The 19,419-nt window shown below is 36.1% G+C and carries 16 protein-coding genes; 6 read left to right on the top strand and 10 right to left on the bottom strand.

Annotation, left to right across the window (positions count from 1 at the left end):
* The first annotated feature begins 154 nt into the window (after positions 1–154).
* Genes FORMB_RS03125 through FORMB_RS03110 form a run of 4 tightly spaced genes read left to right on the top strand, consistent with a single transcriptional unit; the run spans position 155 to position 5,926 of the window.
* On the top strand, positions 155–1,594 hold the full coding sequence (locus FORMB_RS03125; RefSeq protein ID WP_197493490.1) for an alginate lyase family protein: 1,440 nt from the start codon (positions 155–157) through the stop codon (positions 1,592–1,594).
* Complete coding sequence (locus tag FORMB_RS03120) at positions 1,591–2,802, top strand: glycosyltransferase family 4 protein (RefSeq protein ID WP_069676066.1); 1,212 nt, start codon at positions 1,591–1,593, stop codon at positions 2,800–2,802. Before FORMB_RS03125 ends, FORMB_RS03120 begins: the two co-directional genes overlap by 4 nt.
* Positions 2,803–2,820: 18 nt before the next feature.
* Positions 2,821–3,585: a polysaccharide biosynthesis/export family protein gene (locus FORMB_RS03115; RefSeq protein WP_069676065.1), complete on the top strand. Its 765-nt coding sequence runs from the start codon at positions 2,821–2,823 to the stop codon at positions 3,583–3,585.
* Between the two features lie 4 nt (positions 3,586–3,589).
* On the top strand, positions 3,590–5,926 hold the full coding sequence (locus FORMB_RS03110) for a GumC family protein (RefSeq protein WP_069676064.1): 2,337 nt from the start codon (positions 3,590–3,592) through the stop codon (positions 5,924–5,926).
* Between the two features lie 7 nt (positions 5,927–5,933).
* Here the strand turns inward: FORMB_RS03110 and rpe are convergent, their stop codons facing one another.
* The 8 genes from rpe to tamL form a co-directional block, all read right to left on the bottom strand.
* Positions 5,934–6,596 (bottom strand): ribulose-phosphate 3-epimerase, encoded by a 663-nt coding sequence (gene rpe / locus FORMB_RS03105; protein WP_069676063.1) that lies wholly within the window; start codon positions 6,594–6,596, stop codon positions 5,934–5,936.
* A 69-nt stretch (positions 6,597–6,665) separates the two neighbouring features.
* Positions 6,666–7,529, bottom strand: coding sequence for a sigma-70 family RNA polymerase sigma factor (locus tag FORMB_RS03100; RefSeq protein WP_069676062.1), 864 nt, complete (start codon positions 7,527–7,529; stop codon positions 6,666–6,668).
* Positions 7,530–7,667: 138 nt separating this feature from the next.
* Positions 7,668–9,863, bottom strand: coding sequence for a polyribonucleotide nucleotidyltransferase (locus FORMB_RS03095; RefSeq protein ID WP_069676061.1), 2,196 nt, complete (start codon positions 9,861–9,863; stop codon positions 7,668–7,670).
* Positions 9,864–10,011: 148 nt separating this feature from the next.
* Positions 10,012–10,281, bottom strand: a complete 270-nt coding sequence (gene rpsO / locus FORMB_RS03090) for a 30S ribosomal protein S15 (RefSeq protein WP_069676060.1) — start codon at positions 10,279–10,281, stop codon at positions 10,012–10,014.
* A 196-nt stretch (positions 10,282–10,477) separates the two neighbouring features.
* Positions 10,478–11,005 carry a hypothetical protein gene (locus FORMB_RS03085; protein ID WP_069676059.1) on the bottom strand — a complete coding sequence of 176 codons (528 nt, stop codon included), beginning with the start codon at positions 11,003–11,005 and terminating at the stop codon, positions 10,478–10,480.
* Positions 11,006–11,096: 91 nt separating this feature from the next.
* Complete coding sequence (accD, locus tag FORMB_RS03080) at positions 11,097–11,954, bottom strand: acetyl-CoA carboxylase, carboxyltransferase subunit beta (RefSeq protein WP_069676058.1); 858 nt, start codon at positions 11,952–11,954, stop codon at positions 11,097–11,099.
* Positions 11,955–12,001: 47 nt separating this feature from the next.
* Positions 12,002–13,069: a class II fructose-bisphosphate aldolase gene (gene fbaA, locus FORMB_RS03075; protein ID WP_069676057.1), complete on the bottom strand. Its 1,068-nt coding sequence runs from the start codon at positions 13,067–13,069 to the stop codon at positions 12,002–12,004.
* 113 nt (positions 13,070–13,182) lie between these two features.
* Entirely contained in the window at positions 13,183–15,696 is a 2,514-nt protein-coding gene (tamL, locus tag FORMB_RS03070; RefSeq protein ID WP_083243895.1) for a translocation and assembly module lipoprotein TamL, read from the bottom strand.
* Between the two features lie 103 nt (positions 15,697–15,799).
* Between tamL and FORMB_RS03065 the strand changes: the two genes are divergently transcribed.
* The gene (locus FORMB_RS03065) at positions 15,800–16,531 is read left to right on the top strand and encodes a TrmH family RNA methyltransferase (RefSeq protein ID WP_069676056.1); all 732 of its coding nucleotides are present in this window, start codon (positions 15,800–15,802) and stop codon (positions 16,529–16,531) included.
* Here FORMB_RS03065 and porT read toward each other — a convergent pair.
* Together porT and ubiE are read right to left on the bottom strand one after the other, a co-directional pair.
* Positions 16,518–17,231, bottom strand: coding sequence for a type IX secretion/gliding motility protein PorT/SprT (porT, locus tag FORMB_RS03060; protein WP_069676055.1), 714 nt, complete (start codon positions 17,229–17,231; stop codon positions 16,518–16,520). The two genes, FORMB_RS03065 and porT, sit on opposite strands and share 14 nt — an antisense overlap.
* 2 nt (positions 17,232–17,233) lie before the next feature.
* Positions 17,234–17,965 (bottom strand): bifunctional demethylmenaquinone methyltransferase/2-methoxy-6-polyprenyl-1,4-benzoquinol methylase UbiE, encoded by a 732-nt coding sequence (ubiE, locus tag FORMB_RS03055; RefSeq protein ID WP_069676054.1) that lies wholly within the window; start codon positions 17,963–17,965, stop codon positions 17,234–17,236.
* Between the two features lie 103 nt (positions 17,966–18,068).
* Between ubiE and trkA the strand changes: the two genes are divergently transcribed.
* Positions 18,069–19,415: a Trk system potassium transporter TrkA gene (trkA, locus tag FORMB_RS03050; RefSeq protein WP_069676053.1), complete on the top strand. Its 1,347-nt coding sequence runs from the start codon at positions 18,069–18,071 to the stop codon at positions 19,413–19,415.
* The last annotated feature ends 4 nt before the right edge of the window (positions 19,416–19,419 follow it).

Genomic DNA, 19,419 nt, shown 5'->3' with positions numbered 1-19,419 from the left:
GAGAAGATGTTTACATATTATGATTATAAACATACCTTTATTATTTCATACAGTTCGAAAATTAAGATTTATTCAGATCTATTATCAACTATGGTACCGCTTTAAATCTCTTTTTATCCAAAACAATAAAAAACCCAAACCGATAAGCGAATGGATGAAAATTAAATGGATAGACGGACTCTATAATCCTAAAACCTATCTAAGGAATAATACATTTAAGTTCATAAATATTGAACACTCTTTCGAGAATAAAATTAATTGGAACCTTTCAACCTATAAAAAATTATGGCTCTATAATCTCAACTATTTTGATTTTCTGAATCAAGAAGCCTTATCAAAAGAAGAGGGAGTAAAACTAATACACGAGTTTATTGATACTTATCCATCTGTAATTGATGGTAAAGAATCGTATCCAACAGCATTGAGGCTTATCAATTGGATAAAATTTATATCAAGACATCAAATAGAAGATCCGTGTATTTTTGGAGTGATTCAGGCAGACGCTCAAAGACTTTGCAATAACCTTGAATATCATCTGCTTGGAAACCATCTCTTAGAAAATGCTTTTGCACTTTGGTTTTCAGCACATTTGTTCAATAATTCTAGGTATTTCAAAATTGCTAAACATCTCCTAAAAAAAGAATTAGAGGAACAAATTTTAACAGATGGTGGGCACTTTGAATTATCTCCAATGTACCATCAATTAATGCTTTATAGAGTTTTAGATTGCATACACTTATCTAAACTCAACCCTAATAAATTTGCAATTGATTTGTACCCATTACTCATACAGAAAGCATCTCAAATGCTTAGTTGGCTTGAAAATATAACCTACACTAATGGAGAGATTCCCTTGGTAAACGATTCCGTTAATAAAATTTCCCCAGATTCTAATTCGCTTTTTAGCTATTGTGAAAAACTTCAAATATCGAGTGCTCATATGAAATTGTCAGCATCAGGGTATCGGATGGTTAAAGCATCAAATTTTGAATTATTAATGGATGTTGGTCAAATAGGAGCGTCCTATCAGCCAGGTCATGCCCATGCAGACACCTTTAATTTTGAATTATATATAAACAATACACCTGTTTTTGTTGATACAGGAATTTCAACTTATAATGTGGGAGATATTAGAGCTAAAGAGCGTTCAACAGAAGCACATAATTCGGTAGTGGTCAATAATATAAGTAGCAGTGTGGTTTGGAGTGGCTTTAGAGTAGCGAAACGAGCCAAGGTGACCATTGAAAATGAATTAGAGCAATCAATACAAGCATCCCACGATGGATACTTAAATTTGGGAGTTCTCCATAAAAGGGCTTGGGCTTGGAACCCTCATAAAATCTCAATCATTGATGATTTATCAGGAACCCCAAAAAATGCGAAAGCGTACTTTCATTTTCATCCCGAAGTTAATTTTAAGGCAACCGATAACGGCTTTAAAATTAACAACAAACACAGCATTTGTTTTGAAAATGCAATTTCCATAAACACTAAAATATTTGAATTTGCCCCTGAGTTTAATAAGCGCATTAATTCTACATGTATTGAGGTTATTTTTAACAAACAATTAAAAACATCGATCCTAATAGAATGAGAATTTTATTTTTAACAGATAACTTTCCTCCTGAGGTAAATGCCCCTGCAACACGAACTTATGAGCATTGTGCTGAATGGGTGAAACAAGGCGCTGAGGTCACCGTTATTACGTGTTTTCCTAATTTTCCAAAAGGAGAGATCTATAAAGGCTATCAAAATAAACTTTACCAAAAAGAAATTATTGATGGAATTCATGTGATTAGAGTATGGTCATATATGTGTCCGAATACAGGTTTTGTTAAGCGTATCTTTGATTTTATGAGCTATGCTTTTATGTCTTTTTGGTTGGGATGTTTTCAAAAATGTGATCTGATAATAGGGACAAGTCCTCAGTTTTTCACTGTGATTTCTGCTCGTTGTTTGTCCTTTGTAAAACGAAAGCCTTGGGTAATGGAAGTCCGTGATCTATGGCCTGAATCTATTGTAGCTGTTGGAGCCATGAAACGTCAAGATTTGGCATTTAAGTTTTTAAGGAAAATTGAAATAAAACTTTACCAGTCTTCAAGTTTAATTGTAGTAGTAACAGATCAATTTAAAAAGTATATCCAGTTTTTTAATGTAGATTCTTCAAAGATTTTTATTATTAAAAATGGTGTTATTCGCTCCAACTTTTCGCCTTCCAAAAAAGACACTCAATTACTTGAAAACCTCCGTCTAACCGGAAAGTTCATAGTTTCATACATAGGAACTCATGGCATGGCTCACGCCTTAGATTTCATTTTGAATTGTGCAAAAACGATTAAAGATCCTAAAATACATTTTATACTGCAAGGAGATGGTTCAGAAAAACAACATCTAATGGATGTTGCTGCGGGATTAAACCTCCAAAATGTCACTTTTTTACCATTCGTTTCTAAGAAAGAAATCTCAAAATACATCAATCTATCTGATGTTGCGTTAGTTAATTTAAAACGTTCTGACACATTCAAAACAGTAATTTCTTCTAAAATATTTGAAAACATAGCGTTGTACAAACCAATTCTTTTAGGGGTCGAGGGGGAAGCAAAAGAACTTATTGAACACTACAATGTTGGTGTGAGTTACATCCCAGAAAACCAGTCCTCTTTTCTTGAAGCTTTAGAGGAAATACAAGCCTATAAAACCCCAGACTTTGAATTAAACTGTAATGAGATGCTCCAACAATTTGACAGAAATAAATTAGCAAGAACCATGCTAGATGTAATTACTAAAACTTTACCAAAATAATCCCTAACACATAACATTATGAAATCCACATTTTTGAGACTATTGATTGCTTTTTTACTTATACAATCCTGTAGCAGTAAAAAAGACATTCTTTATGTCCAAGACATTGATCAAGCCAACCATACAGAATTACATTTTGAAACGCCTACAATTCAAGCCAATGACATTCTAAAAATTACAGTAAGTGCTTTAGAACCATCAGCGGCCATTCCTTATAATAAAGCGACTGCTTCTGAGGGAAGCGTCTCTAATTTGGAGTTAATGCGCCTTGAAGGGTATGAGGTTTCCGAAACCCTAACTATTGAATTCCCACAACTAGGGACTTTGTCGGTTCAAAATAAAACCCCTTTTCAATTGGCTACTACCATTAAACAACGTTTAGAAGTGGAAGGTCACCTTGTCAATCCTGTAGTAAATGTTCGTCTACTTAATGCTAAATTTACTGTTTTAGGCGAAGTGGGGCGTCCTGGGACTTATAGTTTCACCGAATCTAAATTAACCCTTCTTCAAGCCATTGGTTTGGCGGGAGATTTAACCATTAACGGTAAAAGAAACAACATTAAATTGATTAGAGAAATGGATCAAGAACGCACCATTTTTCATATTGATTTGACAGCATCAGATTGGATGAACTCCAATAGTTATTATATTTATCCTAATGATGTCATTATTATTGATCCCAATAACCCCAGGGTAAAATCAGCTGGATTTGTAGGCAATGTCGGAACCGCCATTACTGTAGTTTCGGTTCTTTTAAGTTCTATTATTCTTTTAACACGTTAATTATATGCAAGCTTCTCCTCAGACTTCCTTTGAAACGGAAGACACTTCCAAATTCAATATCAAATATGAGTTTTTTAAATATCTCCGCTATTGGCCATGGTTTATTTGTAGTTTAGTGACGCTCCTAATAGGTAGTTTTATCTATCTCAGGTATGCACCTAAAGTGTATAACACCCACGCTAAAATTAAAATTTTAGATGAAAACAGTGGCCTTGAACTTCCAACGAGTGCGTTAATCTTAAATAGATCCAGTATTAATCTAGAAAATGAAATTGAAATATTAACATCATATCCGCTCTTGAACCGTGTTGTAAATCGGTTGGAGTTATATGCTCAATTTTTCGAAAAAGGGCGTGTAAAATCGGTACCGTTGGCCAATTTACCATTTAATTTTGAACTCAGCCGTTCTCTTGATAGTATTACCGAACCAACTCAGTTTTTTATTTCTGTAGAAGAATTAGGGTTTAAAATTACGGACGAAAATAGGGGGCTCGAATTCAGTTTTCCAGAATTTGATACCACCAAGTCTGAGCACCAACTTCCGTTTGACTTAAAGTGGTCTTCTGAATTTAATAAAAGTCAACTAATGGAGAGAACTTTTGAAATTCTTTTGGTTCCAGAAAAATTGGCCATATTGAATTTGAAGAGTAAAATTAAAATTGATCCAATAGGGGAGCAAAGCGACCTCTTAAGTTTACGTATTGTAGGGCAAAATGTTTTAAATTCTGAGCGAATTTTAAATACCCTAATTGATGTATTCAATTTAGATGATATTTTGGACCGTCAATTGATTTGGAAACGAACCATTGATTTTGTTGATGAACGTTTTATCAATTTATCCATGGAATTAGACTCCATTGAAAGTTATAAAAAGAATTATAAGATTGATCATCGCTTGGTGGATGTGTCAACAGATGGAATTGAAAGTTTACAACAACGGGCACAATCGAATGAACAGCTGTTTCAAATTGAAAATCAAATCGCAACTTCAAACCTCGTAAAAGAATCACTTTCAAAATCTACGAATACTCATGAACTTTTACCCGCTAATATTGGAATTGAAAACGTAACGATCATTGCTTTGCTTAAAGATTATAATAAAATGGTCTTGGACCGTCAAAAACTAATTAGTAGTGCAGGAGTCAACAACCCTACAGTGCAGTTGCTAGAGGTGAACTTAAAGGATTTTAAAATGAATATTAATAACTCAATTTCTGCTTATGTAAATCAACTAAACCTTACAAAAGATCAATTGAGCCGCCGGAACCAAACTTTTCAAACCAAGGTATCTAGAATTCCAGAAAAAGAGCTACAATTACGAGCCATTGAACGCCAACAAAGCATTAAGGAAAAACTCTTTATTTTTTTATTACAAAAAAAAGAGGAAGCATCTGTTAATTTAGGAGTGACAGAACCTACCTTAAAGGTTGTTGAGTATAGTATTTCTGATGGATCTCCGATATCCCCTAAGCCTCAAATGATATATTTGGGAGCTCTATTGTTAGGTTTGTTGCTGCCTTTCGGAATTATTTATGTCATTTTTTTATTCGACACCAAAGTTCATAATAAACTTGATATTGACAATCTGGCCAGTGACGTTCCTGTCATTGCAGAAATTCCGCAAATTACAAGTGGGTCAAATACGGTATTCTCGAACCCAAATGACCGTTCTGTCTTAGCGGAATCCTTCCGAATTTTGACCACTAACATGAATTTCTTCCTACCTTCTGATGGGGGAGGAAAAGTGGTTTTTTGTACCTCTACCGTCAAAGGAGAAGGAAAGACATTTATTAGTTTAAACTTTTCCCTTGCAATGGCGAGTCTAAATAAAAAGGTCTTATTGATAGGGGCGGATTTAAGAAATCCCCAATTACATACCTACGCAAATATCAATAAAAACCAAACAGGCTTGTCCAATTATTTAATAGATCCAACACTAGACTGGAAACCGATGACCATGAAGGTATTTGAACAACAACCGAATCATGAAGTTTTGTTTTCTGGGGCGATTCCTCCCAATCCTGCTCATTTATTAGCCAATGGCAATTTTGAAACCCTCATTAAAGAAGCCAAGTTAGTTTATGATTATGTGATTGTCGATTTAGCGCCTACCATTTTAGTAACGGATACTTTATTGGTAGCTCACCTTGCCGATGCGACTATATGTGCCATTCGGGCGAATCATACCGACAGAAAGTTAATACCTTTCTCTGTAGATTTAAGTAAAACAAAACGTCTTATAAATATGAGTTACGTTATTAATGGTGTGAAAGAAAATAGATCGTACGGGTATAATTATAACTATGGATACAATTATGGATACGGGGATATAGACAGTTAACTGAAAACTATGAGGCTGTCAATACTTTTAACGCTTTAATGGTGTTTGCAGGTTCTGAGCTTTTAAATACAAAACTTCCAGCAACTAATACATCGGCGCCAGCGTCTTTAAGTGCTTTGGCATTCGCTGATGTCACGCCTCCATCAATTTCTATGAGGGTAGATGCCCCTTTTGCCTTAATAAGCGCTTTGAGTTGTTTTACTTTTTCGTATGTATTCTCTATAAAACTTTGACCACCAAAACCAGGGTTGACACTCATGATGCATACCAAGTCAATATCATTAATCGTGTCTTCCAAAACATTGATGTTCGTATGTGGATTTAATGCCACACCAGCTTTCATGCCTTCTGCTTTGATTGCCTGAAGGGTTCTGTGAAGATGCGTACAGGCTTCGTAATGCACGCTGAGGACATCACTTCCTAAGTCGGCAAAGGTTTTGATATAACGATCGGGATCCACAATCATCAAATGCACATCAACGGTTTTTTTAGCATGTTGTGTAATCGCTTTTAAAACGGGCATTCCAAAAGAAATGTTGGGCACAAATACCCCGTCCATAATATCAATATGAAACCAATCGGCTTCACTAGAATTAACCATTTCAATATCTCTTTGAAGGTTGGCGAAGTCGGCTGCTAAAATAGAAGGTGCAATTTTGGTTGTGCTCATGTGTTCGGTATTTGAATTACAAAAATAATATAAAAAATAAACCCCTACCAATTGGCAGGGGTTTTGTTATTAACCTAAATAGGTTTTTAAAATTTTACTTCTCGAGGTATGCTTCAAACGACGAATGGCTTTTTCTTTTATTTGACGAACACGTTCACGAGTCAGGTCAAATGTTTCGCCTATTTCTTCTAAAGTCATAGGGTGTTGATTTCCGAGTCCAAAATACAATCGAATGACATCCGCTTCTCTTGGAGTAAGCGTTTCTAAGGCACGTTCAATTTCCGTACGTAAAGATTCATGTAATAAGTCTCTGTCTGGATTTGGAGACTCCCCACTACGCAATACATCGTATAAGTTAGAATCCTCTCCTTCGACTAAAGGTGCATCCATGGATACGTGACGCCCAGAATTTTTCATAGACTCCTTAACATCGTTAATCGTCATGTCTAATTCCTTCGCAATTTCTTCAGCACTCGGTGGACGTTCATGAGATTGCTCAAGAAACGCATAGGTTTTATTTATTTTATTGATCGAACCAATTTTATTCAAAGGCAAACGAACAATACGAGACTGTTCTGCTAAAGCTTGTAAGATCGATTGACGAATCCACCAAACCGCATAAGAGATAAACTTAAATCCTCTCGTTTCATCAAAACGTTGAGCGGCTTTGATCAATCCTAAATTTCCTTCATTAATTAAATCGGGAAGCGTCAAACCTTGATTTTGATATTGCTTGGCAACCGATACAACGAAACGTAAGTTGGCTTTGGTTAATTTCTCCAAAGCAATTTGATCCCCCGCTTTAATACGCTGTGCCAATTCTACTTCTTCATCGGCTGTAATTAAATCAACTTTTCCAATTTCTTGAAGGTATTTATCTAGGGACGCAGTTTCTCTATTGGTAACCTGCTTGGTAATTTTTAGCTGTCTCATTTAAAAGGATTTGTTTTTAAATTGGTTAATGGGTGTATCATTAGGTTATACGTGCATTAGAGACTAAATGTTACAAAAAAAACCGTTTTTAAATTAAAAACGGTTTTTTGATTTGATTAAGTTAAAACTTAATGTGTATTAGCGTCTGTTATCACGTCCGCGATTGTCACGTCCACCAGAACGTTTATCATCTCTTGGTGGTCTTGCAACATACCCTTCTGGTTTTTCTAACAAAGCTTTACGCGATACTTTTTCTTTTCGTGTTCTTGGATCTTGTCCAAAATACTTCACATCAAAAATATCACCCATATTCACAACATCAGATACGTTTTCAGTACGTTCCCATGCCAACTCACTTACGTGAAGTAACACTTCGTTTCCTGGTGCATCCATATATTCTACAACCGCTCCAAAGTCAAGCATTTTAATCACTTTAACTTGGTACGATTCTCCTACAGTTGGTTTGAACATCAAGGAATCAATTTTTGTTAAAACAGCATCAATACCATCTTGATCTGTTCCAAGAATTTCAACAATTCCTTCTTCTGTTACAGGATCTTCATTGATTACAATGGTAGTTCCTGTTGTTTTTTGAAGTTCTTGTATTACTTTTCCACCAGGTCCAATAAGTGCTCCAATAAATTCATTTGGAATCACTCTTGTTACCATTTTTGGAGAGTGTGGTTTCACATCTTCCGCTGGAGTAGCAATTGTTTCTGTTATTTTATCAAGAATATGTAAACGACCTGCACGTGCTTGTTTCAAAGCATTTACAAGAATTTCGTAAGGCAATCCTTTGATTTTAATATCCATTTGACAGGCTGTAATTCCTTCGGAAGTACCAGTCACTTTAAAATCCATATCTCCTAAGTGATCTTCATCCCCTAAAATATCAGATAATACAGCATAGCGGTCGCCGTCAGAAATTAATCCCATCGCGATTCCAGATACTGGTCTTGCAATTTTAACCCCTGCATCCATCAATGCCATTGTACCTGCACAAACAGTTGCCATAGAAGACGATCCGTTTGATTCTAATACTTCAGAAACCACACGAACGGTATAAGGACAATCCGCAGGGATCATTCCTTTTAAGCCTCTTTGTGCAAGATTTCCATGTCCTACTTCACGACGCGAAGTTCCTCTTAAAGGTCTTGCTTCACCCGTACAGAAAGGAGGGAAGTTGTAGTGTAAATAAAAATTCTCTTCACCTTCATAAGAAGGCATATCAATTTTGTTTGAATCTCTGGAAGTTCCAAGAGTTACTGTTGCTAATGCTTGCGTTTCTCCACGTGTGAAGATTGCAGAACCGTGTGTAGAAGGTAAGTAATCGATCTCACACCAAATTGGTCTAATTTCATCTGTTTGACGTCCATCCAAACGAACACCTTCACTCAGTGTTAATTCACGTACGGCTTCTTTTTCAGCTTTACTGTAGTATCCGCTAACCAAGTGACCAAATTCTTCATTTTCTTCTTCAGTAAAAGAAGCTTTCACATCTTCTTTAACTTCAGCAAATGCAGTGCTACGTTCTGCTTTTGAAGTTCCTTTTTTAGCAATCGCATAACATTTGTCATACGCTAAAGCATGAATACGTTGCTCTAAGTCTTCATTGACTTCAGCAGTATCATATTCACGAACTTCTTTCTTTCCAAATGCTTCAGCAAGACGTACTTGCGCAGCAACTTGAATCTTAATAGCTTCATGTGCAAACTTAATAGCGTCTGCCATTTCTTCTTCAGAAACTTCATCCATTTCACCTTCTACCATCATCACAGAATCTGCAGAGGCACCGATCATCATTTCAAGATCAGAATCTACCAATTGTGCACGGCTTGGGTTGATTACGAATTCACCATTTACACGAGCAACACGTACTTCAGAAATTGGACATTCGAATGGGAAATCACTTAATTGAATGGCTGCAGATGCCGCTAAACCTGCAAGAGCATCGGGCATCACATCTTCGTCATGAGACATCAACTGAATCATTACTTGTGTTTCTGCGTGGTAATCTTTAGGGAATAATGGACGTAATACACGATCCACTAAACGCATCGTTAAAACTTCTCCATCACTAGGGCGTGCTTCTCTTTTGAAGAATCCACCTGGATAACGACCTGCTGCTGCAAATTTTTCGCGATAATCTACCGTTAAAGGTAAAAAGTTGACATCCGATTGTTTGTAGTTTGAGACCACAGTACATAACAACATGGCTTTCCCCATTTGTACGACTACGGATCCGTGGGCTTGCTTTGCGAGCTTGCCCGTTTCGATAGAGATTTCTCTTCCATCGCCGAGGTCAATGACCTCTTTAAATACTTTTGGTATCATAATTTTTTGTTCTAATTAAACATTGGTGTTGTGTTGTTGTCGTTGTGTGGTGTGACCAATGAAAAACTCTAATTAGCTTCTTCTATTATTTATGAACTATAAAAGTGTTAAAACTTAAAAAACCACGCATAAAGCGTGGTTTGTAATCTTATTTTCTTAATCCTAATTCTTTGACGATCGCACGATATCTCAAGATATCTGACTTCATTAAGTAGTCTAATAATGAGCGACGTTTTCCAACTAGTTTAACTAATGAGCGTTCTGTGTTGTAATCTTTACGATTTTGTTTTAAATGCTCAGTTAAGTGATTGATTCTTTCTGTGAATAGTGCAATTTGTCCTTCTGAAGATCCCGTGTCTTTGGCATCTTTTCCGTGTTTTTTAAAGAGTTTCTCTTTAGCTTCTTTCGTTAAATACATTCCAATATTATTTAAATAATTTTTATGCGTTAACTACGTCTATCGTAATTAAGTTGCAAATATAGTGATTTTCGCTTATTTAAGCCTTGTCGTTTTATTTTTTATTTCGGTGCATCAATGGACTTTAGTTAGTGACTTTAATCCAAAAAAAACGAACCCAAAGGCTCGTTTTTTATGCTTGTGATAAAACGTCTAATTACAAGACATCAATAGTGGTCGTCACATCTAGAGATATGAAAACATCAAATTGTACGGGTGTACTTGTCACAGTACCGCTTACCGTTGCTGAAATTTGAGTCGCGTTTTTTAAATCGTTTGCAATTGCATTTAGTTCTGAAGAACTTCCAATAGAGTAAATAGTCGTACTGTCTTCAAGGGTGATGTCAGCAACTGCAATTACAGTATCGCCAAAGCTTATAGAAGCTTCTGTCGCAATCGCACCTTCTACGCCTGTGAAATTAATAACTTTAAACGTTAAAGAGTTAAGCTTAACATCTTGAATCAAATCTAAATTTGATTGAATTTCATCATTTGTTGCTAGGTTGATTGTTGAGGACTGCGACCAAGTTTGAGCAGCTCCAGCGGAATCTTCAACAACATTCACATTAACAGCTGTGGAAAAATCTTGGGTAATATCAAACTCTGTTAATTCATCTAATTTGTTGCAAGAGAAAATTGTAATCATTGCAAGCAGTAACATACTAATTTTTGTAAAAGTTTTCATCGTATTGGTTATTTTGGTTAATAATATTTAAAGTAATGATGCAACAAAGGTATTATAATTATTGCATCTATGATTTTTATACTTTGTTTACTTAAGCTCTAAGGGGTTGATTTGAAATTAAATCAATGTACTGGTTCACTTTATTTTTTAGTTCACTACGCGGAGTGATGAAATCTAAAAATCCATGTTCCTTTACAAATTCGGCCGTTTGAAATCCATCTGGCAATTCTTTACCAGTAGTGTCTCTAACCACACGAGGGCCTGCAAAACCAATGAGCGCTCCAGGTTCGCTAATATTAATATCGCCTAACATTGCAAATGAAGCCGTCGTTCCACCAGTAGTGGGGTCGGTACATAGAGAAATATAAGGAATATTCGCATCGGCGAGTTGTGCGAGTTTCGCAGAAGTTTTAGCCAGTTGCATTAACGATAAAGCAGCTTCCATCATTCGAGCACCTCCAGATTTAGAAATAATCATGAAAGGTAAATTGTTGTGAAGCGCATGATCCGCAGCACGAGCAATTTTTTCTCCAACAACAGATCCCATTGAGCCTCCAATAAAACTAAAGTCCATACAAGCGATGACCAGCTCTTTCCCTTTGGATTTTCCAACAGCCGTTCGTACAGCATCTTTAAGGTTTGTTTTTGCTTGCGCAGCCTTCAGGCGATCTGTATAAGCCTTGTTATCTACAAACTTTAAAGGGTCTTTGGAAGTAATATTCGGATCCAACTCTTTGAATGTATTATCATCAAAAAGCATCTCAAAGTATTCATTACTTCCTATGCGTACGTGGTAACCATCTTCTGGACTGATGTAGAAATTTCTTTCTAATTCGTCCGTCTCAATGACTTTACCAGTAGGGGATTTGTACCAAAGCCCTTTGGGTGTGTCACGTTTTGCCTCTGTAGGTGTTTGAATTCCTTTGTCTTTTCTTTTGAACCAAGCCATATATTAGTGTCTAAACGGTAAAATTAAAGTACAAAACTACACAAATTTTATAATGTATCGACATTATTTAAATCCTCAAATGCTTTTTTAAGTCTAGCGATGAATGCTTTTTCACCTTCACGTAACCAACGTCTCGGGTCATAATATTTTTTATTTGGAACATCACTACCGTCAGGATTTCCGATTTGTGCTGCTAAATAAGCTTCGTTTGCTTTGAAATCGTCACGAATTCCAGTCATAAATGCGTATTGCATATCTGTATCGATATTCATTTTGATCACACCATACGAAATTCCTTCTCTGATTTCTTCGACAGTTGATCCAGATCCACCATGAAATACGAAGTCAATATGGTTTTCTGAAACACCATACTTTTCAGTAATGTGCTCTTGAGAATTCTTAAGAATTTTCGGAGTTAATTTTACATTACCGGGCTTGTACACACCGTGCACATTTCCAAAAGCAGCCGCAATCGTAAACTGATCACTCACTTTACTAAGCTCTTCATAAGCATAAGCAACTTCTTCGGGTTGAGTATATAATTTTGAAACATCAACATCACTGTTGTCAACTCCATCCTCTTCACCACCTGTAATTCCTAATTCAATTTCAAGTGTCATCCCCATTTTGGACATGCGCTCTAAATAAGTTTTACAGATTTCGATATTTTCTTCAATCGGCTCTTCAGATAAATCAATCATGTGAGAGCTGTATAATGATTTGCCAGTTTGTGCAAAATGAACTTCACTCGCATCTAATAAACCATCAATCCAAGGTAATAATTTTTTCGAACAGTGATCCGTGTGTAAAATGACAGGAACGCCATAAGCTAACGCCATTTCATGGATGTGTTTAGCACCTGCAATGGATCCTGCAATTGCTGCTTTTTGACCTTCGTTAGAAAGACCTTTTCCGGCATTAAATTGTCCACCGCCATTAGAAAACTGAATAATTACGGGAGCATTTAATTCTTTTGCAGTTTCAAGAACACCGTTAATTGTGTTTGAGCCAATAACATTCACCGCTGGAAGGGCGAATCCTTTTTCTTTAGCAAGTTTAAAAATCTCTTGAACTTCGCGTCCTGTAGCAACGCCTGGTTTAATGTTGTGACTCATTTTGATTGTTTTTGTTGTAGCCGTAAAAGTAGTGATTTTAAATAATTTCGGAAAGTTTATTGGATGTGATTAGCCGATTATTATACGAAAACGATATAGCTAATCTGGAATTTCTAAAACGGATAATTGATCCCAATGTTGTAAACGGCATTGCTAAAATTGAAGTTATTTAACCAACGATTTTGATCTCCAAAAGTAGGTTCATAGGCTTTAAAGCCGGTATCAAACCTTAGTATGAAAAAACTAAAATCGTAACGCAATCCGATTCCTGCACCTATCGCAATATCTTCTAAAGATTTAAGGTTGTCAAAAGTAGCCTTGGTGTCTGTGACATCATCTAAGACATTCCAAATGTTTCCAGCATCCATAAAAAAGGCACCATTCAGATTTCCAAATAAGTTGTAACGGTACTCCAAGCTAAAAGCAAGTTTCATATTTGCTTCGTTAAACTCATTGTTATTGTCAGAACTTCCAGGGCCCAAATTATAAGCCGTCCATGCTCTGTTGTCGTTGGAACCTCCTGCAAAAAAACTTTTAGAAAACGGGATGCTTGTCGCATTTCCTAAGGGGATTGCGATTCCAAAAAAGCTGCGTAAAGCCAACACATTACTACGGCCTAAATCCCAAAGTTTAATATGGTCTATTTCGGATTTAATATACTGAGAAAAAGGAACACCACTTACTTTATATGCACCTTCCGAATTGTTTTCAAGATTCAATAATTTTGATGCGGTATAAAGCAAATTTCCAGCGAGTTCAAATTTTACTCTAAAAATTGAGAAATCAGTATCGAAAGGGTTTTCTCGGCTGTTTCGAACATAATTAAAATTACTTGCCAGAATAAAGTTGTCTTGAACCAATCGGCTTTTTCGTTCCTGAATGTTCCGAACCGTTTGATATTCATTAGGGTTGGAGGTTTTATATGCAAGATCAGAATTCACTAAATTGATAAATTCATCCGCGCGCGATTCAATTAAAGATTGTTGTCCATTGCTGTTAGTACTCAAAAATTCGTTTGGGGTTGTATAGGATTCAAGAGCAATGGATTGAAGCCGATTGAAGGAGTTTTGATACACGCTAAAATAGTTGGTTGGATTCAGGTTTCTCACGTATTGTAAGTTGACTAAATCAAGTGTGTTTGTGACTTTTTCCGACGGAAACCACTTATAACTAAAAACACTATTAAAAGTTTGTTTGTCCAAACCAATATTTGTTTGTCCTGTAAATCCTGTACTAATTTGTGTACTAGGAGACATATATTTTGGAATAATTTTGTCGGTATTCAGCGGAAAAAACAAACGAGGAATATTTATTTTGATGTCAGCTCCAAGCTCATTTATATCAAAAAAACCATCCTCTGCACTTGCACCATCTTTTGATGCTCCAATAGCTCCCAATGCCGAAATTTGAAGGGTTTCTGCTCCTTTAAAAATATTGCGAATGACAACGCCCGTCGTAAAGGATAGTCCTACTTTTTGTATGTTACTTTGTGAAACACTCACATCAAACCCTAAACCGTACTTTTCCTTTGGGGTTAAATAAATATTAGCAGTCAGCGTGGTATCTTGTGGGTTTTCTACATATTCAATGTTAGGGTATTTAAACGTTCTTAGTTCGTTCAGGTAGCGATAGGTGCGTGCGCGGTCCAAGTCTTTAAACACACTCCCTTTTGTGATCAGTACGGCATCGGTTAACGCTTCAGGTTTGTACTTTAATTTTTTATAAGCATACACATTATAGTTGTTGTAACTTACAGAATCTGAAACAGTTTTTGAACGGTTTTCAAAAGTAGCATCCGTATAAATATTCACAGCTTTAATTCGGTAGGTTTGAAACGGCACACGTACAATGGAATCGTCATTTCGAATAATCCGATCCTGAATTTTCATCTTAACATTTACCTTATTTTTTATTCCAATCGTGTCATTTTCGTAGCGGATATATTCTTCTGCAAAATGGTAAGCTCCTGAGTTTCTAAATGCCGTGGTCAGACGGCTTCGTTCGTTGTCAAAATTTGATATTTTAAATTGCTCACCTGTTTTTAGATAAGAACCTGATTTTAAATTCGCATATAAAGTATCGATTACTGGGGAGTCAATCCGTTCCGAAATTTCTCCAATTTCATAAGGGGTTCCAGTCTCGATCTCAAACCTTAATGCAGCTCTTTTTAATCCGACAGTATCCACTTTGAAATCAACAGTTCTGTCAAACCACCCATTTGCAAAATAATAGCGTTCTAAGTTTAGTTTCGTTTTATTTATTTTTAAAGAATCTAAAAGTATAGGTGCTTCCCCCGTATTTTTCAACCATCGATTTAACCCTAGCGATGAGGTTTTTAACTGATTGAGTTGTTTTTCTGAAAGTTTAGAAATTAAACGTTGTTTTCGTTTGGGATTTTTTTGAAGCCAAGCCTCAAAGAGCGAATCTTTGTGGGGGCGTGCTAAATTATAAATATGCAATCGCAAGGGAATTCCAAGCAGTGCAGCATTCTTTTTCTGAAAAGATAAATTGTTGAGTTCCTCTGATTTTTTCTTCTGACCGTTGATGTAGAAACTGTTTTCAGTCAACAAATAATCGGTAGCCTCAACCCGTTTTACAACATTACATGCCGTAAAAAAACAAGTCATTACAAATACAACGATTATTTTTATCAGAGTTTTCTTCAACAATCAATAAATAAAATTTAGCTTTACTGTCTAAATTAATAATAATCAAAAGTACGTTTTTTAGATGTTAACGAAAAGCCAAATAAAGTTAATCACGAGTTTGAAGCAAAAAAAGTTTCGAACCCAACACCAGTTGTTTGTTGTGGAAGGGATCAAAGTTGTTGAAGAGTTTTTAAACTCCGACTACGAATTAGATGCTATTTTTTCTATAGACGATCGTTTTTCTCAATACAATCAGAAGCTCACCAAAGTAGATTCCAAAGAACTTGCAAAAATTAGTGGATTCAGTACTCCCAACAAAGTACTGGCGACTTTCAAAATTCCAACCCCAATTGCTGTAGATTGGTCAGGCCTTGTCGTAGCACTTGATGATATTAATGATCCTGGAAATCTAGGAACGATTATTCGCCTTTGTGATTGGTTTGGGATTGAAAATTTAGTCTGTAGTGAAGCCACTGTTGACTGCTATAATCCTAAAGTTGTACAAGCAAGTATGGGATCTCACACACGGGTTAATATTACGTATGTGGATTTAAAAAAGACCCTGTCTGCCGCTTCAAACTGTATGGGAACGTTTATGGATGGAGATTCGATTTATGAACAACATTTACCCAACACAGGAGTGATTGTTCTTGGAAATGAAGCCAATGGCATTTCTGAGGATGTAGAAGCTTTGGTGAAAACGCGTCTTTCCATTCCAAGATTTGGAACAGTAAAGCAGACAGAAAGTCTCAATGTTGCGAATGCTGCGGCTATTATTTTGAGTGAATTTAAAAGAAAATCTACTGAAAGGTAAAATTGATAAATAAGCCACGTGTTTGCATTTGTGCGATATTACGCGTCCAGCGGCTGTTAGGGTCGATATCTTTTACTAATTCATCTTGCATAGAAAAGACACCTCGTATGGAGGGCGTAAATTTGAACCAAGTTAGGTAGAGATCGATGCCAATACCAAGTTCATAATACATATTATTTTTGGTCACTCTAAAAACGTTTTTACTGTTGTCATCGGGATTGTCTTGCTGACTTGATAAGTTCAAAGCCGTTGAAACTCCAGCAACCACAAATGGTTTGACATTGTTGATTCTTTTGGAGGAAAATTTTACTAACAACGGAACGTGAATAAAGGTAGATTGAATTTCACGAATGAGGTCTTTATCTTCGAATGCAATCCCAGTAAAATAGGTTTGGCTGTAGTTTAATTCGCGCCTCGAAATCACCAATCCCGGTTCAAGTCGAATGTCGATATAATCATTGATTCGGACGTTTCCAACAAGTCCCACATTAAATCCTGTCGATTTAAGCACTTGAATATCTTTGACATCTGTGTGGTAATCAAAATTATAATCATACACATTAAACCCTAAATAGTAACCATAAGACAAGCGGGCTTTGTCAAAATTCTCGTTATTCAGAACACGTTCTTTACTAAAAAGTTGAGCGTTTGCAAATTGAATTGAACATAAAATAAAGAAGAGTGATAAAACGTGCTTCATGCTTATTGTTTTGTTGCAGTATAAATGGTAGCAACTCCAAATGTTTGTGGGAGGGCTTTCGAGTTTATAAACCCTGTTTTCTTCAAAATATTGTTAAAAGCAGTTCCATAAGGAAATTTAGAAGCTGATTTACTCAAGTAAGTATAGGCCGATTTGTCCTTAGAAAAAAGTTTCCCAACAAGTGGCAACAAAACGTTTGAATGCAAATAGTAGCCTTGTTTAAAAGGAAACTTTGTAGGAACGGATGTTTCTAAAACTACAAAGATGCCACCAGGTTTCAAAACCCTCAAAATTTCAGCCAATCCAATTTCTAAGTTTTCAAAATTCCGAACACCAAAGGCAACAGTAATGGCGTCAAAAGAGCTGTCGTCAAAAGGTAGATTTTCAGAATCGCCAACCACCATATCAATGGTTTTATGAAGTTTTTTGTTTAATATTTTTTTTCGACCCACGTCTAGCATGCCTTCACTAATATCCAACCCGATAATTTGAGTTGCATTTGTTCTGGTTAAATTAATCGCTAAATCCCCTGTGCCCGTTGCAATATCAAGAATATTTTTTGGCTGGGTTTCAGCAACAAGTTGAACCACTTTATTTCGCCATTTAATATCAATTCCAAAAGAGATGACCCTATTTAAGCCATCATATTCGTTAGAAATTGTGTCAAACATTTTAGCGATTTGCTGTTTTTTGCCAAGTGCGCTATCTTTATAAGGAGTAATTTTTTCAGACATATGTGGTGAGACCTTTCTTAATAATTTCACTGCAAAGAAATACAATTCATAAACAAATCCCTAAAAATAACGTATATTTGCGCATCTTTTTAATTGATAATTAATGAAAATTATTATAGCCGGCGCAGGTGAAGTCGGGTTTCATTTAGCGAAGCTTTTATCTTACGAATCACAAGAAATCACGCTTATAGATCTGAATAAAGACAGTCTCGCTTATGCAGACACTCATTTGGATATAAAAGTAATTAAAGGCGATGCAACTTCAATTTCTGTATTGAAAGATGCTCGAATTCTAAATTCAGATTTATTTATATCCGTAACTTCTTCCGAAACGTCTAATATCACAGCTTGTGTATTGGCAAAACAGTTGGGTGCCAAACGGACCATTGCACGAATTTCGAATCCAGAATTTATAAACCATAAGGATGAGGTTGGTTTTACCAAATTTGGTATTGACGAGCTTATTTCTCCTGAATCTCTCGCAGCTGCTGAAATTGAGTTATTGTTAAGTCAGTCTGTGTTTAATGACACCTATGAGTTTGAAAAAGGGGCTTTGACCATGCTTGGGTTGTCTCTTTCAAAAGATGCCAAAATCATAAATAAATCAGTTAAGGTTGCAGCACAATTGCTTTCAGATATCCATTTTATACCCATCGCCATTCAGCGATTTGGATCTCATTCAACTATTATTCCTAGAGGAGATACTGTTTTTAAGGATGGAGATCGTGTTGTTTTTATCACCTCAAAAGGAGGAGATGAAGAGTTGTGTAAACTGACAGGAAAGAAAAAAACAGAAATTAAAGATATAATGATTTTAGGAGGGGGTAAGATTGGCTTTAAAACGGCTTGTGATCTCTCTAAAAATTTCAATATTAAACTCGTTGAAAAACTAAAAGACAGGGCTTTTGATTTGGCGGAACAGCTTCCAAATACCTTAGTGATTAATGGCGATGGACGCAATGTTGCGCTTTTAGAGGAAGAAAACATTAAAGATATGGATGCTTTTATTTCCGTGACTGGAAATTCTGAGACCAATATCATGTCGTGTTTGGTTGCCAAATCTAAGGGCATCAAAAAAACCATTGCATTGGTTGAGAATATGGACTATTATGAGCTTTCGCACTCTATTGGAGTCGATACCTTGATTAATAAAAAACTCCTTGCAGCGAATAGTATTTTTAGATATATCCGTCGGGGCGAAGTGGTTGCGATGACCAAATTGAGCAATATGGAAGCCGAGCTGCTCGAATTTGTTGTGAATCCAACGTCAAAAATATGTGATAAATATATTAAAGAAATCGAATTTCCTTTATCCGCTATTATTGGTGGCGTGATCCGAAATGAAGAAGGGTTTATCGCCTTAGGAGATTTCAAAATCGTTTCTGGCGACCGCGTTGTGGTCTGTTGCTTGCCTCAGTCTATTAAAAAAATAGAGAGTTACTTTTATTAACCTG

Origin of the sequence: Formosa sp. Hel1_33_131 (assembly GCF_001735745.1) — a bacterium.
GTDB lineage: Bacteria > Bacteroidota > Bacteroidia > Flavobacteriales > Flavobacteriaceae > Hel1-33-131.
This window is presented reverse-complemented; position numbering and strand designations above follow the sequence as displayed.

Bases quoted from the DNA above. Each gene is read 5' to 3' on its own strand.
- FORMB_RS03125 (WP_197493490.1), top strand. From the start codon at position 155: ATGAAAATTAAATGGATAGACGGACTCTATAATCCTAAAACCTATCTA.
- FORMB_RS03120 (WP_069676066.1), top strand. From the start codon at position 1,591: ATGAGAATTTTATTTTTAACAGATAACTTTCCTCCTGAGGTAAATGCC.
- FORMB_RS03115 (WP_069676065.1), top strand. From the start codon at position 2,821: ATGAAATCCACATTTTTGAGACTATTGATTGCTTTTTTACTTATACAA.
- FORMB_RS03110 (WP_069676064.1), top strand. From the start codon at position 3,590: ATGCAAGCTTCTCCTCAGACTTCCTTTGAAACGGAAGACACTTCCAAA.
- rpe (WP_069676063.1), bottom strand. From the start codon at position 6,596: ATGAGCACAACCAAAATTGCACCTTCTATTTTAGCAGCCGACTTCGCC.
- FORMB_RS03100 (WP_069676062.1), bottom strand. From the start codon at position 7,529: ATGAGACAGCTAAAAATTACCAAGCAGGTTACCAATAGAGAAACTGCG.
- FORMB_RS03095 (WP_069676061.1), bottom strand. From the start codon at position 9,863: ATGATACCAAAAGTATTTAAAGAGGTCATTGACCTCGGCGATGGAAGA.
- rpsO (WP_069676060.1), bottom strand. From the start codon at position 10,281: ATGTATTTAACGAAAGAAGCTAAAGAGAAACTCTTTAAAAAACACGGA.
- FORMB_RS03085 (WP_069676059.1), bottom strand. From the start codon at position 11,005: ATGAAAACTTTTACAAAAATTAGTATGTTACTGCTTGCAATGATTACA.
- accD (WP_069676058.1), bottom strand. From the start codon at position 11,954: ATGGCTTGGTTCAAAAGAAAAGACAAAGGAATTCAAACACCTACAGAG.
- fbaA (WP_069676057.1), bottom strand. From the start codon at position 13,069: ATGAGTCACAACATTAAACCAGGCGTTGCTACAGGACGCGAAGTTCAA.
- tamL (WP_083243895.1), bottom strand. From the start codon at position 15,696: ATGACTTGTTTTTTTACGGCATGTAATGTTGTAAAACGGGTTGAGGCT.
- FORMB_RS03065 (WP_069676056.1), top strand. From the start codon at position 15,800: ATGTTAACGAAAAGCCAAATAAAGTTAATCACGAGTTTGAAGCAAAAA.
- porT (WP_069676055.1), bottom strand. From the start codon at position 17,231: ATGAAGCACGTTTTATCACTCTTCTTTATTTTATGTTCAATTCAATTT.
- ubiE (WP_069676054.1), bottom strand. From the start codon at position 17,965: ATGTCTGAAAAAATTACTCCTTATAAAGATAGCGCACTTGGCAAAAAA.
- trkA (WP_069676053.1), top strand. From the start codon at position 18,069: ATGAAAATTATTATAGCCGGCGCAGGTGAAGTCGGGTTTCATTTAGCG.